General features: G+C 73.8%; 17 protein-coding genes and 1 pseudogene. 13 read left to right on the top strand and 5 right to left on the bottom strand.

All coding sequences use genetic code 11. The annotated features are described in order from the left end of the window. Positions 1-24: 24 nt before the first annotated feature. Positions 25-927, bottom strand: coding sequence for a hypothetical protein (locus ACWEJX_RS15320; protein WP_451607918.1), 903 nt, complete (start codon positions 925-927; stop codon positions 25-27). 188 nt (positions 928-1,115) lie between these two features. After that, the gene (locus ACWEJX_RS15325; RefSeq protein ID WP_451607919.1) at positions 1,116-1,715 is read right to left on the bottom strand and encodes a class I SAM-dependent methyltransferase; all 600 of its coding nucleotides are present in this window, start codon (positions 1,713-1,715) and stop codon (positions 1,116-1,118) included. A 216-nt stretch (positions 1,716-1,931) separates the two neighbouring features. On the opposite strand from ACWEJX_RS15325, the pseudogene ACWEJX_RS15330 reads away from it, so the two are divergent. The 8 genes and pseudogenes from ACWEJX_RS15330 to ACWEJX_RS15365 all read left to right on the top strand — a co-directional run. Further along, positions 1,932-2,693, top strand: a pseudogene (locus tag ACWEJX_RS15330) (MHYT domain-containing protein); the annotation flags it as partial. Between the two features lie 369 nt (positions 2,694-3,062). Continuing rightward, positions 3,063-5,978, top strand: a complete 2,916-nt coding sequence (locus ACWEJX_RS15335) for a sensor histidine kinase (protein WP_451607920.1) — start codon at positions 3,063-3,065, stop codon at positions 5,976-5,978. Then, complete coding sequence (locus ACWEJX_RS15340) at positions 5,975-6,409, top strand: roadblock/LC7 domain-containing protein (protein WP_451607921.1); 435 nt, start codon at positions 5,975-5,977, stop codon at positions 6,407-6,409. The genes ACWEJX_RS15335 and ACWEJX_RS15340 overlap by 4 nt, the downstream gene beginning before the upstream one ends. 57 nt (positions 6,410-6,466) lie before the next feature. Then, the gene (locus ACWEJX_RS15345; RefSeq protein ID WP_451607937.1) at positions 6,467-6,937 is read left to right on the top strand and encodes a DUF742 domain-containing protein; all 471 of its coding nucleotides are present in this window, start codon (positions 6,467-6,469) and stop codon (positions 6,935-6,937) included. Then, positions 6,918-7,640, top strand: a complete 723-nt coding sequence (locus ACWEJX_RS15350; protein WP_451607922.1) for a GTP-binding protein — start codon at positions 6,918-6,920, stop codon at positions 7,638-7,640. Before ACWEJX_RS15345 ends, ACWEJX_RS15350 begins: the two co-directional genes overlap by 20 nt. Before the next feature lie 108 nt (positions 7,641-7,748). Next, a complete protein-coding gene (locus ACWEJX_RS15355; protein ID WP_451607923.1) occupies positions 7,749-8,156 on the top strand; it encodes a roadblock/LC7 domain-containing protein in 408 nt (135 codons plus the stop codon). A 93-nt stretch (positions 8,157-8,249) separates the two neighbouring features. After that, positions 8,250-9,584 (top strand): DUF6397 family protein, encoded by a 1,335-nt coding sequence (locus tag ACWEJX_RS15360; protein ID WP_451607924.1) that lies wholly within the window; start codon positions 8,250-8,252, stop codon positions 9,582-9,584. 53 nt (positions 9,585-9,637) lie between these two features. Further along, a complete protein-coding gene (locus tag ACWEJX_RS15365) occupies positions 9,638-11,236 on the top strand; it encodes an ATP-dependent DNA ligase (RefSeq protein ID WP_451607925.1) in 1,599 nt (532 codons plus the stop codon). Between the two features lie 6 nt (positions 11,237-11,242). Here ACWEJX_RS15365 and ACWEJX_RS15370 read toward each other — a convergent pair whose 3' ends face one another. Further along, complete coding sequence (locus ACWEJX_RS15370) at positions 11,243-11,401, bottom strand: hypothetical protein (protein WP_451607926.1); 159 nt, start codon at positions 11,399-11,401, stop codon at positions 11,243-11,245. After that, complete coding sequence (locus ACWEJX_RS15375) at positions 11,398-11,634, bottom strand: hypothetical protein (RefSeq protein ID WP_451607927.1); 237 nt, start codon at positions 11,632-11,634, stop codon at positions 11,398-11,400. The genes ACWEJX_RS15370 and ACWEJX_RS15375 overlap by 4 nt, the downstream gene beginning before the upstream one ends. Before the next feature lie 70 nt (positions 11,635-11,704). Between ACWEJX_RS15375 and ACWEJX_RS15380 the strand changes: the two genes are divergently transcribed. Then, positions 11,705-12,328 carry a TetR/AcrR family transcriptional regulator gene (locus ACWEJX_RS15380; protein ID WP_451607928.1) on the top strand — a complete coding sequence of 208 codons (624 nt, stop codon included), beginning with the start codon at positions 11,705-11,707 and terminating at the stop codon, positions 12,326-12,328. 18 nt (positions 12,329-12,346) lie between these two features. Here ACWEJX_RS15380 and ACWEJX_RS15385 read toward each other — a convergent pair whose 3' ends face one another. Next, a complete protein-coding gene (locus ACWEJX_RS15385) occupies positions 12,347-12,826 on the bottom strand; it encodes a DUF6328 family protein (RefSeq protein ID WP_451607938.1) in 480 nt (159 codons plus the stop codon). 194 nt (positions 12,827-13,020) lie between these two features. Here ACWEJX_RS15385 and ACWEJX_RS15390 point away from each other — a divergent pair, with 194 nt between their 5' ends. The 4 genes from ACWEJX_RS15390 to ACWEJX_RS15405 all read left to right on the top strand — a co-directional run bounded on the left by ACWEJX_RS15390 (position 13,021) and on the right by ACWEJX_RS15405 (position 16,001). Further along, positions 13,021-13,398, top strand: coding sequence for a hypothetical protein (locus ACWEJX_RS15390; RefSeq protein WP_451607929.1), 378 nt, complete (start codon positions 13,021-13,023; stop codon positions 13,396-13,398). Between the two features lie 232 nt (positions 13,399-13,630). Continuing rightward, a complete protein-coding gene (locus ACWEJX_RS15395) occupies positions 13,631-14,410 on the top strand; it encodes a polysaccharide deacetylase family protein (RefSeq protein WP_451607930.1) in 780 nt (259 codons plus the stop codon). 443 nt (positions 14,411-14,853) lie between these two features. After that, the gene (locus ACWEJX_RS15400; RefSeq protein ID WP_451607931.1) at positions 14,854-15,633 is read left to right on the top strand and encodes a hypothetical protein; all 780 of its coding nucleotides are present in this window, start codon (positions 14,854-14,856) and stop codon (positions 15,631-15,633) included. Next, a complete protein-coding gene (locus ACWEJX_RS15405) occupies positions 15,630-16,001 on the top strand; it encodes a peptidase inhibitor family I36 protein (RefSeq protein ID WP_451607932.1) in 372 nt (123 codons plus the stop codon). The genes ACWEJX_RS15400 and ACWEJX_RS15405 overlap by 4 nt, the downstream gene beginning before the upstream one ends. Positions 16,002-16,050: the final 49 nt, after the last annotated feature.

Raw genomic sequence — 16,050 nt, forward strand, 5'->3', positions numbered from 1 at the left:
GGCCCGCCGCACGGGGGCGCGCGCTCAGCTCGGCCGTACCGCCATCGCGTCAAGCGCCTTGAGGAGCGCGGGCAACCGCGGTCCACGGGTCACCGGCAGCACCTCGTTCGGCGCCTCGTCGAGCAGGACGAAGGCCATGTCGTCGGTGCGGGCCACGAGCGACCAGCCGGGACCGTCGGCGCGCAGCATCCGGGCCTCACCGGCAGCGAAACTGGACCGGACCCGGCCGACGGGCGGTGCCTCCTCGACGTACGCGCTGAGCTCGCGGAGCGCCCGGCGCACGGTGCCGTACGGGCCGGAGGCCTCGTCCTCGGCCCCGTCGCCCGACCCCACCTCGCCATCCTGGCCGGTGCCGGTGCCATTGCCGGCCCCGCCGACACCGCCCTCCGCGGGGCCACCCAACCGGGCCCGCCACTCCGCCCACTGCAAGGCCACCATGTCGGCGCCCATGCGCCGCTGGGCCGGACCCCATGCGGTGCCGTCCGGCGGGGCGAGCGGCGCGGGGGCGCCCTCCTCGGGTGCGGGATCGTGGGGCGCCGGGAGGCCGGGCGCGGCGGTGGCGACGGCCAGCGGCCAGCCTGGCAGCGCGCACACCACGGACCGCTCGTCGGGGGAGAGGTCGTACGCCATGCCGCAGTCCCAGGAGGCGATGGCGACGGCGACCAGCGAGACGTCGTCCACGACGACGGTCCACCGGGCGCCCGTGCCGTCCTGGCCGAGCACGAGCCCGTAACCACCGGCCCACGCCTCCAGGCGCAGGGCTGCGCAGGCCGCCGGGTAGTCGTCGCCGAGCACGCTCGGGAACTGCGCCGGCGTGAGCAGTGCCGCCGTCAGCACGAACAGTGCGTCCTCGTCAGTGGCGGCGGCGTCGGCGTAGCCGGCCGTGCCGGTGGCGGCGCCGCTCGCGACGGATTCCGGTGCACCCACGTCAGCCACCCCTTCGCGTCCCCGTCTGGTCGTCGGCGCACCCTAACCAGTGAGTAACCCGCCCGTCGAGAGCTGTTCCGTGATCTCCCCGGAACTCCCGGAACTTCTCGACCGACGGGTTCGTTGAGGCGCGACCCGATGGCCGCGTACGCGGTAGGACCCCGGTCAGCCGCGTTCGTGGACCGCGGTCATCCCGTGCGCACGGCCAGTGCCAGATAGCGGTGGTCCTCGTCCGTGTAGCTCCGCAGCTCCCACCCCGAAGCGGCGAGCAGCGGGCCGAGGTTGGGCTCGGCACGCAGATCGTCGTCGGTGATCTGCCGTCCGTGCCGGGCGGCCAGCGCGGCGCGGCCGATGGGATGGAAGAGCGCGAGCCGCCCGCCGGGCCGCACCACCCGGGCCAGCTCGCGCAGATCGCCGGCCGGGTCGGCGAGGTGCGATATCAGCCCGGCCCCGAACACCGCGTCCAGGGCCCCGTCCCGCAGCGGCAGCCGCGCGACGTCCGCGAGGAGCAGCGCTCCGGACGCGGAGCGCCCCGCCTTCGCCGCGGCTATGAGCATCTCGGGCGTCAGGTCGGCGCCGATCACCGTGCCCGTCGGGCCGACCGCCTCACGCAGCGGCGGCAACGCGCGGCCGGTGCCGCAGCCCGCGTCCAGGACGGCATCGCCCGGAAGCAGGCCGAGGTCGGCGACGGCGGCCGCATAGGCGGGGCCGTCGTCGGGAAACCGGGAGTCCCAGGTGGCGGCACGGGCGCCGAAGAACTCCCGTACCTGTGTGGGGTCATCGCTCATGTGTCCCATGATCCACCACCCTCGGCCTCCCTCGGTGTCACTCACAAGCGTGAATCCAAGGGCGCATCGTGCCGTCCTGTCGCCCGGAAGAGTGAACGATTTGTGCGCATGTTCGACCTCGCACCGATCGGTCGGGAACATCTCTGCGTCATATTCCATCAGCTTTCGAAATGCGCCCCCAGTGCGCCCCCCGGGGCGCACTAGCGTCCCCGAGTCATGGGACACCTGGACCACGCCACCTACGGCTGGCTGACACCCGTGCTGTCGTACGCGATGGCCTGCATCGGCGCCGCCCTCGGCCTGCGCTGCACCGTACGCGCCCTCGAGGCGACCGGCCGCTCACGCCGCAACTGGCTGCTCACCGCCGCCTCCGCCATCGGCACCGGCATCTGGACGATGCACTTCGTCGCGATGCTCGGCTTCGGCGTCTCCGGCACCGACATCCGCTACGACGTCCCCCTCACCCTCCTCAGCCTGGCCATCGCCATGCTGGTCGTGGGCATCGGGGTCTTCGCCGTCGGACACGGCCGCGACCGCGTCCGCTCGCTCCTGATCGGCGGCCTCACGACGGGCGTCGGCGTGGCGAGCATGCACTACACCGGCATGGCCGCGCTGCGACTGCACGGCCGGGTGACCTACGACCCGCTGCTGGTCGCCCTCTCCGTCGTCATCGCGGTCGTGGCCGCCACGGCGGCCCTCTGGGCGGCGCTCAACATCCACCGGCCGGCGGCGGTGGCGATCGCCTCCCTCGTCATGGGCGCCGCGGTCAGCAGCATGCACTACACCGGCATGTTCGCCGTCGGGATCGAGGTCGACCCCTCCGCCGCGCCGCTCCCCGGAGTCAGCGCCATGCAGTTCATCTTCCCGCTCGCCGTCGGCCTCGGCTCCTACCTCTTCATCACCGCCGCCTTCGTCGCCCTCTCGCCGACCGCGAGCGAACGCGCCGCCTACGCCTCCGCCGAACGCCTCACCGAACCCGACGAACGCGCCGTCGACGTCGCGCCTCCCGGCTTCCGCCCCGTGCCCGGCCGCGTCCCCGTGCCCGGCCGCGTCCCCGAGCCCGGCCGCGTCCGCGAGCCCGGCCCCAGGCCCGCCTACGCCTACCCGTCCGGCCCCGTGCACGGCCCGGTCGACCCCCACGACGCACGCGCCTGACACCGCCCGCCGCGCCCCTCCCCGTACCCCCCTCACCCCCCGTACCCCCTCGCCCCCTCCGCATCGCCTGGATTCCCCGACGGTCCGTCGCCCCCCGCCCCGCCCCGCCCACGCCCGCCCGCCCGCACCAGCACCGGCGGACCCGCCGCTCCCACCGGGTCCGTGCACGAAGGAACAAGGAACGAGGAGGCTATGCGAACTCCCCGCAGCACCCCGGACGAAGGGGCTCCCGCACAGCCGCCCACTGCGGCCCGCGGCCGCCGCGCGCACGCCGGACCACCCGCCGACGAGCCGACGACACCGCGCGACGGGACCGGACGGCGCGATCGGCCCGCATCGCGCGAACAGACCGCATCACGCGAAAGCACCGGCCCGCGAGAAGGGACCGGACCGCGCGACGGGATCTCCGAACGGCCCCTCGGACAGACCTCTGACCTGCCCTCCGGCCCGGCCTCTGAGCGCATCCGCGAGGCCCCCGAGCCGGCCGTCGGGGGCGGCCCCGCGCCCGTCGCCACCGCGCCCGCCGCAGGCGCGCCGCCGCGGCCCGCGCCCGCCGGACCGCCCGCCCGCCGCCCCCGCGGCCTGCGGCCGCGCACCGTCCGCGCGAAGATCGTCTCCCTCCTCATGGTCCCGGTCGTCTCGCTCCTCGCCCTCTGGGGCTTCGCCACCGTCACCACCGCCCAGGACATCGCCCGCCTCCGGCTCCTCCAGTCCGTCGACGCCGACGTCCACCAGCCCGTCGCGAGGGCCCTCACCGCCCTCCAGGACGAACGCCGCGCCGCCGTACGCCAGGCGGCCGACCCCACCGCGGGTCGCGCCGCCGAGCTCAGGGACCGCGCCCGGGCCACCGACGTCGCCGTCGCCCGGCTCCGGCTCGACGACCGGCACACCGTCGCCGACAGCGGCGGCCTGCCCGTCGACGTCTCCACCCGCCTGACCGCCTTCGTCGACCGGGCCGAGGCCCTGGACCGGCTCCGCACCGCGGCCGCCGACGGCCGCGCCGACGCGGACCGCCTCTACGCCACGTACACCGACACCATCTCGGCAGGCTTCGCCGTCGGCGGCGCCCTCGCCTCCATCGAGGACCCGCGCAGCGGCTCCGAGGCCCGCGTACTGCTCGAACTCGCCCGCTCCGGCGAGATGCTCGCCCGCGAGGACACCCTCCTCGGCGCCGCCCAGCTCACCGGCCGCTTCGACGCACAGCCGCTGCGCGACTTCGGCGCCTCGGTGGCGGCCCGGCGCACCCTCACCGACTCCGCCACCGCCGACCTGCCCACCGCGCAGCGCACCGCCTGGCGCGAGCTCACCGCCACGCCCGGCTACCGGAGGCTCACCGCCGCCGAGGACCGGCTGCTCGCCGCCACCCCCGGCCGGCGCGCCGCCCAGGCCGTCAGCTCCGGCGACTGGGACTCCGCCCACGCCTCCGTACGCGACGGGACCGGCTCCCTGGAACAGGCCGCCCGCGCCGCCGCGGCCGACCGCCACGACCCGCTCGGCGGCGGCCTGCCGCTCGCCGGCGCCGCCGCCGTCCTGCTGGGCCTCGTCGCCGTCGCCGCCTCGCTCGCCATCTCCGTACGCATCGGCCGCGGCCTGGTCGTCGAACTCGTCAGCCTCCGCAACACCGCCCTGGAGATCGCCCGCCGCAAACTCCCCGCCGCCATGCGCCGGCTGCGCGCCGGCGAGGAGCTCGACGTCCACGCCGAGGCACCGCCCGGCCCCGCCCCGCAGGACGAGATCGGCCAGGTCGGCGAGGCCCTCACCACCGTCCACCGCGCCGCGCTGTCCGCAGCCGTCGAACGCGCCGAACTCGCCAGCGGCATCTCCGGCGTCTTCGTCAACCTCGCCCGCCGCAGCCAGGTCCTGGTGCACCGACAGCTCAACCTGCTCGACAGCATGGAGCGCCGCGTCGACGACCCCGGCGAACTCGGCGACCTGTTCCGGCTCGACCACCTCACCACCCGCATGCGCCGCCACGCCGAGAGCCTCATCATCCTCTCCGGCGCCGCACCCGGCCGTGCCTGGCGCGTGCCCGTCCCGCTCACCAACGTCGTCCGGGCCGCCGTCTCCGAGATCGAGGACTACGCGCGCGTGGAGGTGCGCCAACTCCCCGAGACCGCCGTCACGGGCGGCGCCGTCGCCGACCTCACCCACCTCCTCGCCGAACTCATCGAGAACGCCGCCCAGTTCTCCCCGCCCCACACCAAGGTGCGGATCAGCGGCGAACCCGTCGGCAACGGCTACGCCCTGGAGATCGAGGACCGCGGCCTCGGCATGGGCAAGGAGACCCTGGCCGAGGCCAACGCCCGGATCGACCGGTCCGAGGCCCTCGACCTCTTCGACAGCGACCGGCTCGGCCTGTTCGTCGTCAGCCGCCTCTCCGCGCGGCACGACATCAAGGTGCACCTGCGCACCTCGCCGTACGGAGGCACCACCGCCGTCGTCCTCCTGCCGACCGACCTGCTGCAGAGCGCCCTCCCGCCCGGCCGAACCGCCGCCGCCGAGACGCTGCCGCGGGCCGCCGGGCCCGAGAACACGGGCGAGCGGGCGGCCGCGGCCGAACCCGCCCTGCCCCGGTCCCGTGCCGTCCCCGACCCGCCTCGCGTCCCCGCGCCCGCCGCTTCTTCGTCCCCTGTGATCGTGGCTTCTCCGTCCCCCGCGGCCAAGGAGTCGGGTCCGCCGCCGGCGTCACAGGCCGGCGTCACCGCCCTGCGGGCCCGGACCGGGCCGCCCCCGGGCAAGAGCGAGGGCCGGGACGAGGGCGACGCGAGGGAGGGCCGGGTGCAGAGCGGCAGTGGGAACAGTGAGGGCGAGCTGCCCCGCCGGGTGCGCCAGGCCAGCCTCGTACCGCAGTTGCGCGAGGCACCGCCGGCGCCCGATCCGGCCGCCGTCTTCGGTGTCGCGGACGCCCCGGGGGAGCGGACTCCGGAGCAGGTCAGGGACCGGATGTCGGCCTACCGCGACGGCTGGCGGCGCGGCGGAGGAGCCGCCCCCGGCATTCCCGGCACCTCCGGCGTCCCGCGACGGACTCTCGGCAACGGCCACGCCCACGCCCCCGGCGGCTACGGCCCCCTATCCAGCGAACCCGCCCGTGAAGGAGACGACGAATGATCGACCACGAGAGGATTTCCCACCACCGTTCCGGAGAACTCGACTGGCTCCTGGACGACCTCGTCATGCGCGTCCGCGAGGTCCGCCACACCGTCGTGCTCTCCAACGACGGCCTCGCCGTCGGCGCCTCCAACGGTCTGAGCCGCGAGGACGCCGAGCACCTGGCCGCCATAGCCTCCGGCTTCAACAGCCTCGCCAAGGGTGCCGGACGCCAGTTCCACACCGGCGGGGTGCGCCAGACGATGGTCGAGATGGACGACGGCTTCCTCTTCGTCGCCGCGGCCGGCGACGGCTCCTGCCTCGCCGTGCTCAGCGGCGCCCACGCCGACATCGGCCTCATCGCCTATGAGATGGCCCGCCTGGTGAAACGGGTCGGCGAGCACCTGCACACACCGCCGCGGCTGACCGTGACCCCGCCGGTTACCGGCTGACCGGAGACCCCCATGAACGAGGACAGCACCGGCACCGGCACCGGTACCGGCGTCCGCATGAACGAGGACGGCTCCGGCACCGGCACCGGAGCCCGTGCGAGTACCGGCACCGGCGCCCGCACGAGCGGCGAGGCCGCCCGGACCGTGCCGGGCAGTCAGTGGTACGACGCCGAGGCGGGGCCGCTCGTCCGGCCGTACGCGATGACCGGTGGCCGGACCAAGCCGGGACCGAGCAACGTACGGTTCGACCTCATCGCGCTCGTCGTCGTCGACGACCAGCCGCCGGACCGGGCCGCCGAGTCGCTGCTCGGCCCCGAACACCGCGCCCTGCTCCAGCTGTGCCGCGCCGAGACACAGTCCGTCGCCGAACTCGCCGCCGACGCAGACCTGCCCGTAGGGGTCGTCCGGGTTCTCCTGGGCGACCTCCTCGAAGCGGGCTTCGTGAAGGTCAGCAGGCCCGTACCGCCCGCACAGCTCCCTGACGAACGGATCCTGAGGGAAGTCATCGATGGCCTACGAGCGCTCTGAGTCCACCCAGAGCACCCAGAGCACCCACAACATCCAGAGCACCGAAAGGTCCCGGAGCACGCCGAACGACCCGAGGCAGCAGAGCGCGCAGAGCGCGCAGAGCGCGCAGAGCAGGCCTGCGAGCGGTGCGGACACCACCGCGCTCTCCCTGAAGATCCTGGTCGCCGGCGGCTTCGGCGTCGGGAAGACCACCCTGGTCGGCGCGGTCAGTGAGATCCGCCCGCTGCGTACCGAGGAGCAGCTCAGCCGGGCCGGCGAGTCGGTCGACGACACCGGCGGCATCGACCAGAAGACCACCACGACCGTCGCCATGGACTTCGGCCGCATCACCATCCGCTCCGGACTCTCCCTCTACCTCTTCGGGACGCCGGGCCAGGACCGCTTCTGGTTCCTGTGGGACGAGCTGTCCCAGGGCGCGCTCGGCGCCGTCGTCCTCGCCGACACCCGGCGCCTGGAGCACTGCTTCCCGGCCGTCGACTACTTCGAGCACCGCCGCATCCCGTTCGTCGTCGCCGTCAACTGCTTCGCGGGCGCCCGGACCTACGGCGCCCACGACGTCTCGCGCGCCCTCGACCTGGACCGCGGCACCCCGGTCGTGCTGTGCGACGCGAGGGACCGCGACTCGGGGAAGGAGGTGCTCATCCGGCTCGTGGAGTACGCGGGGCGGATGCACACCGCGCGGCTCCTCGACTCCGTGGGCTGACGACGGCACGCGGGTGGTGAGGGGTGCTTGCCCTGTCCACGACAGTGCGTAAGGCTGGCCGGACACACGCACACGGGGCCGTACGGGGCCACAGGGGGAGGAACACACATGGCGCTGGACCGAGGGCTCGACTGGCTGCTCGACGACCTGACCCGCCGGGTCGACGCGATACAGCACGCGCTGGTGCTGTCGAACGACGGACTGGTGACGGGCGCGAGCAGCGGACTCGCGCGGGAGGACGCCGAGCACCTGGCCGCCGTCTCCTCCGGCCTGCACAGCCTGGCCCGCGGCTCGGGCCGGCACTTCAAGGCGGGCCGGGCCCGGCAGACGATGGTCGAGTTCGACGAGGCCCTGCTCTTCGTGACGGCCGCCGGAGAAGGCAGCTGCCTGTGCGTGCTCAGCGCCGCCGAGGCCGATGTCGGCCAGGTCGCCTACGAGATGACGCTGCTGGTCAACCGGGTGGGCGAGCACCTGGGCGTGGCGGCGCGGCATCCGGGCGGTACGACCGGCGACTGAGAGTTATCCACAGGGCGAGCGGAGTGTCGTCACTGTGCGTTACGGTCATCACTGAAAGTGTTCGAGCTGAACGCAGTACGGGGGACCGACCGCATGACCACGCAAGAGACCACGCAGACGCCACGGACGACGAAGGCGACGCAGACGGGCGGGACGACGGAGACGAGGTGGAAGGCGCAGGCGGCGCAGGCCAAGGCCGATACGGAGCTCTCGGCGACGGTGGCTCCGGGGCGCGCCGCGCGAGAACTGGGACTGAGGCGCGACGAGTTCGAGTTCGCCGTCTACACGGGAGCCGTCCGTACGGTGCCGGGCCCCGCGCCCGGCCCGGCGGACGGCCCGGTCGACCTGGCACGGCGCCGGGTGCCGCGCGCCGAGATCGAGCGGCTCCGGGCCGCCGAGGACTGGCCCGCAGGGCTGCGCGAACGCGTCAGGGCCGTCGGGACGAACGAGGGCGCCGCGCTGATCGACATCCCCCCGAACCGCTTCTGCCGCCTGGCCCGTACGGGGCACTTCAGCCCCGTGCGGTTCTACGTCAACCGCTATCGGGCCGTCGTCTGGCTCTACCCGGCCGCCGAACTGGGGGAGTTCGCGATCGAGCACCCGAGCCTGCTCGCCGGCCGGTTCCCGCTCGAAGTCCGTGAGCGGGAGGAGGAGTGCCCGGACTGGCGGCCCCGCAACTGGCGGGCGCGACGGCTCGGCATGCTGCTGAGGGCGCACGACGACCCCTGGGTGCGCACGGCCGCCATCGCCTCGCTGCTCGACTCCGCCCATGTGGCCGAAGTCGTCGACGACCCCTTCGAACGGGCGTATCTGGACCGGCTCCGGCCCGCACCGCCCAGCTGGCGGCCCGCCTCCCCGGCCGGCCGGGAGATGGCCGACCGGCTGATGCTCGCCGACGACCCGGACGAGATCCTCTGGCACCGCATGAGCCTCGCCCTCGCCCTGGACGAGGCCCGCGCCGACCGTGACGTGCCGCGTCCGGGCGCGACACGCCAGAGTCCGGCACCTCTGGCCCTACGAATCCCCGGACGCGAGCCCATGCCCCCGCCGGAGCCCTGGCCCGCGCCGGAGCCCATGCCCGCGCCGGAGCCGTGGCCCGAGCCCGTGCCAGGGCCCCGGCTCGCCTCCCTGGCCGAGCCCGCGCCGGATCCCGAGTCCGCGCCGGATCCAGAGTCTGCGCGGGAACCCGGGCCCGAGTTCGCGCCCCGGTCCGAGTCGGTGCCCCGGTCTGAGCCGGTGTCCCGGTCCGAGTCGGTCGTGCGGCCGAAGGCCCACGTCTTCGGCGCACCTGGGCGCCCGCCGGAGGCCCGTGTCTTCGGCGGGCCCGGGCGCTCGCCGGCGGCGACGCGTCCTCCTGGCCGGCGGAGCCGGCGGAGCCTCCTCGACCGGCTGCGCGGCCGGAAGGCGGCGAGATCCCGCGGGGAGTGACGGGACGGTGCGGCCGGGGTGCGCGGCCCGGCGGGCGCGGGCACGATGGGCGCATGCTCCTTGTCCGGGTCGCGGAGGTGTCGGGGCAGGTCGCCGCCACGTCGGCGCGGTCGCGGAAGACCGCGCTGCTCGCCGAACTGTTCGCGGAGGCCGAGCCCGAGGAGAGTCCGCTCGTCATTGCCTATCTTTCCGGGCAGCTGCCGCAGGGGCGCATCGGGGTCGGCTGGAGCGTGCTCAAGAACGTCCTGCCGCCGGCCGTGCCGCCCGCCGGGCAGCCACAGCTCACCCTGACCGGTACGGACGCGGCGATGACCGAGCTGGCCGGCGTCTCCGGCGCCGGCGCGCAGGCCCGGCGGCTCGGGCTCGTGCGCGAGCTGCTCGCCGCGGCGACGCTGACGGAACAGGAGTTCCTGATCCGGCTGCTGTCCGGCGAGGTCCGCCAGGGCGCCCTGGACGCCGTCGCTCTCGAAGGCGTCGCCAGCGCGGCGTCGGTCGCGCCCGCGGAGCTGAGGCGCGCCGTGATGCTGGAGGGTTCGCTGCCGCGGGTCGCGCGGGCCGTGCTCGCCGAAGGGCCGGGCGCCCTCGACCGGTTCACCCTGCGGGTCGGCAGCCCCGTGCAGCCGATGCTCGCGCACACGGCGGGCGGCGTCACCGAGGCCGTGGCGGCCCTCGGCCCCTGTGTGGTGGAGGAGAAGCTCGACGGGATCCGCATCCAGGTGCACCGGCGTGGCGACGAGGTCCGGGTCTACACCCGCTCCCTCGACGACATCACCGGCCGGCTCCCCGAGGTCGTCGCCGTCGCGCGGACCACCGAGGGCGAGCCGTTCGTCCTGGACGGCGAGGTCATCGCCCTCGATCCGGCGACGGGCCGCCCGATGCCCTTCCAGGACATCTCGTCCCGGGTCGGCTCGCGCGTCGACGTGGAAACGGCCCGGGCCGCTCTGCCCCTGTCGCCCGTCTTCTTCGACGTGCTCGCGGCGGACGGCGAGTCCCTGGTGGACCGGCCCGGCAGCGAACGCCACGCCGCGCTCGCGCGGCTGCTGCCCGAGCCGCTGCGGGTGCGCCGTACCGTCGTCGCCGACCCGGCGGACCCGGCGGCGGTCGACGCGGCCGAGGCGTTCTTCCGGGACACCCTGGCCCGCGGCCACGAGGGCGTCCTGGTGAAGGCCCTGGATGCGCCCTATGTCGCCGGACGGCGGGGCCGCACCTGGTTGAAGGTGAAGCCCGTGCACACCCTCGACCTGGTGATCCTCGCCGCCGAATGGGGCCACGGCCGACGCACCGGACTGCTCTCCAACCTGCACCTGGGCGCGCCGGCCGACGACGGCACGTTCGTGATGCTCGGCAAGACCTTCAAGGGGCTCACCGACGAGATGCTCCGCTGGCAGACCGGGCGTCTCCGCGAACTCGCCGTCTCCGATGACGGCTTCACCGTCCGCGTCCGCCCCGAACTCGTCGTCGAGATCGCCTACGACGGCCTCCAGCGCTCCACCCGCTACCCGGCCGGCGTCACCCTCCGCTTCGCCCGCGTCCTTCGCCACCGCCCGGACAAGCGAGCGGCCGAGGCCGACACGGTCGAGCGTGTCCTGGCGGGTTCGACCGTCTCAAGAGACACCGCGTCGTCGCCGCGCGATGCGACAGGTTCCTCATAGCGGCCGTCAGTGCGGGGGTTTGTTCGTGCGGTCGGCTCGGCGCCAGATCGTTCGGAGGCCGAGCGCCAGCACCGTCAGGGCCGCCACCACGATGACCACCTTGATCACCAGGTCGAGCAGCAGGTGGTGCAGGAGTTCCGACGACTCCGTGGCCAGGGTGATCATCGGCGGCCGTCCGGTCGTCGCGGTGCGGAGGTCCCGCCGCGGGTGCCGTCGAGGCGACGGGTGGCGGCGCGGACGGCGGCCTTCAGGGCGGGGTCGGCGTAGCGGCGGACGTCGTCGAGGCGGCCCCGTCGCTTGAAGTGCAGGGCCACGGCGAAGGCGAGCAGCGCCAGGACGACCAGGCCGGCCGCCATCAGGCCGAAGCGGATGAGCATGAGGTTGAGGACTGTCTCCATGAGACCCTCCAAAGGATTTATCACGCCTGTGATAAATCCAGTTGTATCACACGCGTGATAAAAAGGCTCCATGCCCAAGCAGGTGGATCCGGAAGCCCGCCGCCGCCACGTCGTCGACGCCCTGTTCCGCGTCGTCGTCCGCGACGGTCTCCAACGCACCTCGCTGCGCGCCGTGGCCGACGAGGCGCAGCTCAACATCGGCTCGCTGCGCCACTACTTCGCGAGCCAGCAGGAGCTGATGCGTTTCGCGATGCAGTCGATGCTGGACCGCCTCGGCGCCCGGCTGCTCGCGCACGTCGAGCGGATCGGCGATCTGGGGCAGCATCCGCGAGCCGAGCAGCTGCCGCTCGCGGCCGGCCTCCTCGCCGAGCTGCTCCCGCTCGACGAGCGCCGTCGCGCCGAGGTCACCGTCTTCCTGGACTTCAACACCGCCGCCCGCACCGACCCGGCCTTCGGTGACCTGTCCCGCCAGACCGCGGAGGGCGCGCGGCGCTTCGTACGCAGGGTGCTCGCCCGGCTGGACGCCGCGGGTGCCCTCCGTACCGGCCTCGACCTGGACCTGGAGACCGAGCGGCTGACGGCCCTGCTGGACGGCCTCGGTCTCAGCGGCGTCCTGCACCCGCGGCTCCTCGACCCGCAGGCCTGCCTCGACGTGCTGCACGCGCACCTGGCCGAGCTGGGCGCGGCGGACTGACCCCTCGGCGGACCGGCATCAGTCGTGCGGTTCGGCCGTGTGGCGGCGCCGGACCCACAGGGGCAGCACGAACCAGCACAGCAGGTACCCGGCCATCAGGCCGCCCACCAGCCAGGGGACGTAGGGGGCGCGGGTCGCCACGCGCAGGACGAGGAGCAGCGCGGCGCCCACGGTGGCGAGCAGCAGCAGGAGGCCGGCAAAAGTCAGCCGGGAGGCCCAGATCACCGCTCGCGGCTTGATTCGGCGGCCCGCGACGATCCGGTGGAAGGAGACGGGCGCGATCAGCATCCCCGTCGCCGCGGCGGCCAGTGTGATGGTGACGATGTAGATCGAGCGGTCGCTGTCCGACAGCTCCGCGAAGCGCGGTGTGAAGACGACGGTCAGCAGGAAACCGAAGAGGATCTGTACGCCCGTCTGGGCGACCCGGATCTCCTGCATCAGATCGGTCCAGCGCCGGTCCGCCCGCTCGTCCGGCGTCTCGTGGCGCCCCAGGACCAGCCCGTCGGCGTCCGGCTGCTCCGACTGCTCCGGCTCCTCGGGCTCCGCGGGCCCGTCGGCCTCCTGTGCCTCTCCGCCCACGACCGACCTCCCGTCCGCCTCCCGTACCGCGCTCGTACGGTTCTCCCTCCACGGTGACACGAACCTCGCGGGACGCCCCGCCGAGAGGGATGCTGGAAGCGGCAACCGAGGAGATGAGCGACGTGTACGACTTGCACATCGACACCGACGTCACCGTTCAGCTGAGCGAATGCTGCCGGGAGGACGCCCAGGCCGTCTTCGAAGTCCTCGACCACGCCTACCAGCTCGAGGACATGAGCGGGCCGGGCCCGCAGGCGGCCACCGCGCCCGCCACCACCGTCTGGATGGCCACCTTCGACACGGCCGGCGGCCGGCACGAAGAGACCTCGCCCCCACGGCTGACCGGGAAGGTCGGGGCGCTGCTCACCGGCGGCTACCGCGCGGTCGACGACGTCGAGAAGGTGCTCGCCCGCAGCTTCGACATCGAGTCCCTGCAATCCGTCTCCGGTGACCAGGAGACCGAGGCCCGCCTCCTCCTCGCGTCACGCTGACGGACCCCCCGTACCCCCGGGCGGAGCGGACGGGCGCCGCCCGGGGTCGCCATGCCCTTGTGTCATCCCCGTCCGGCTCCGACCCGCCGCCCCGCGTGTCCGCGACGCGACCCCCCCCGCTGCCTTCCCCAGCTATACACCGTGTGTAGAGTGCTCGACGAGCCGCAGGGACCCGCCATGACCAGGCGTGGGCCCCGGCAGTCGAACCATTTTCGGGGAAAGCGGGTTGCACATGTTCCGAACCAGGCCGGGTCGTCGCCGGAGGCCGGCGCTCGCCCTTCTCGCCGCCACGTCGCTGATCCTCACCCTCGGCGGCTGCTCCGCCGACACGGTCACGCCCGGCGAGGCGCGCGACAACGCCAAGGCCGCCGACGCCGCCCGCGCCACCGTCGACTGCGCCAAGGTGAAGTGCATCGCCCTCACCTTCGACGCCGGACCCGGCGAGGACACCCCGCACCTGCTCGACATACTCAAGGAGAAGAAGGTCCCGGCCACCTTCTTCCTCCTCGGCAAGAAGCACGTCGAGCGCTATCCCGAGGTCGTCAAGCGGATCGCGGACGAGGGCCACGAGGTGGCCAACCACACCTGGAGCCACCGCATCCTCACCGACCTCGACGCCGCCGGGGTCCGCGACGAGCTCTCCCGCACCCAGGACGCCATCGCGAAGATCACGGGCCGCAAGCCCACCCTGATGCGTCCGCCGCAGGGCCGCACCGACGAGGCCGTCTCCGACGTGGCCCGTGAACTCGGCCTCGCCCAGGTGCTGTGGAGCATCACCGCCAAGGACTACTCCACCGAGGACTCCGCACTCATCCGGCAGCGCGTGCTCGACCAGGCCCACGGCGACGGCATCATCCTGCTCCACGACATCTACGACGGAACGGTCCCGGCCGTGCCCGGCATCATCGACGAGCTCAAGCGCCGGGGCTACACCTTCGTCACCGTTCCTCAGCTGCTCGCCCCGGGGAAGGCCGAGCCCGGCGTCGTCTACCGCCCGGAGAAGGACGACTGAACGACGGCTGAAGGGCGACTGGAGTGACTCAAGGATGACTGGAAGACCGCCCGCGAGAGGGTCGAAGGCACCAAACGGGGTGAGGTGACTCACATCCGGCACAGGGGACACACCGGAACAAGCGGTGAAGGTTTATCGTTCATCTGTATGTGACGCCGAAGGGGCCCGGTCCCCAGGTTTCCCCCCCGTGAGGTGACCGCCCTTCCTCGCGTCACGGCAAACGGCCCCGGTTGGAATCCCCCGTCCAACCGGGGCTGTGTCGTATCCGCGGCCGGGGCGCCCGCCCGCCTGTGAACGGCGCGTGCTCCGGCGCGTTCGACCCCTTCGGGTGAGTCGCCGCCACTCGCCGCATGGCCCGACCGGCACCGGGCATTGATCGCCACGGAACCGGCGGCACCCACCCCGCCGGCCACCACCGTCCGGGCCCGCCACCAGGGGGAACCATGCGCCACACGACCCGCCGCGCCCTCGTCACCGCGGCCGCCGCCCTCGTCCTCGCCGGCTGCGCCACCGTGCGCCCCGGTCCCTCCGGCCCGGCCGAGACCGGTTCGCGCACCACCCGGCAGGAACAGGACCGGCTCCTCGAAGCCGCCGAACAACGGCTCGTCGCCGAGTGCCTCGACGGCCAGGGCCTTTCCCTGCCCCCGGTCAACCAGGCGCGTGCCCCCGCCTCTCAGGACCTCCGGCTCCAGGCCGCCCTCTTCGGCAAGGACCCCAGGGAGCTCTCCCTCACCCTCGCCACCGGCCTCACCGTCACCGCCAACAGCGACGGCTGCGTCGCCACCGCCCGCGCCGCGCTCTACGGCGACCAGAAGCGCTGGTTCCGTGCGCAGGTCACCGTCGACAACCTGCGCGCCGAGGCGCAGGCCCGGATGAAGGACGACCCCGCGCACCGGGCCGCCCTCGACCGCTGGACCCGCTGTGCCGCGCCCGCCGGTGGGCCTCGCGCCGGCCGCCCCGATCCGGTCGTCGCCGTGCGCTGCACCCGCGAGAGCGGACTCGCCGACGTCCGTGCCCGGCTCGAACCGGCCGAGCTGGCCACCGTGCGCACCCTCCACCGCGACCAGGTCGTCGCCTACGAACAGCTGCGCGCACGCGCGCTGCGGCGGGCAGCCGAACTGTCCGCCGTCACCAAGAAGACCACCACCAAGAACACCACCCCTACCGATAACAGCACCACCGACAACACCCTCACTGAGAAGAAAGGCAACGACGCTTCATGAAGCGACTCCTCGGCTCCACCGCCGCCGCCCTGCTCGCGCTCGCCGGCGGACTGGTCCTGACCGGGCCCGCCACCGCCGCCGAGTGCCCGTCCGGAAACTTCTGCGCGTGGCAGGACGCCAACTTCGGCGGCCAGCGGGCCAACTGGAGCGGCGACGACGGCTGGTGGGAGAGCTGGATCGCCGACACCGACTCCTCCTGGGCCAACCACGGCATCTCCGGACCGGGTATCAAGGACTACGTCCAGGTCTACGAATCCGCCTGGCAGGGCGGCGCCATGACGATCTGCCTCGCGCCCGGCCAGGAGGTCGGCTACGACGGCGCCGCCAACGACCGCGGCGACTCCCACATCTGGGCCACCGGCTGCTGACCGGCGGTCCGCGTCGCACACGCGCGATCGCCCGCCCGTCGTCCCTGAC

This window comes from Streptomyces sp. NPDC004788 (assembly GCF_053601115.1).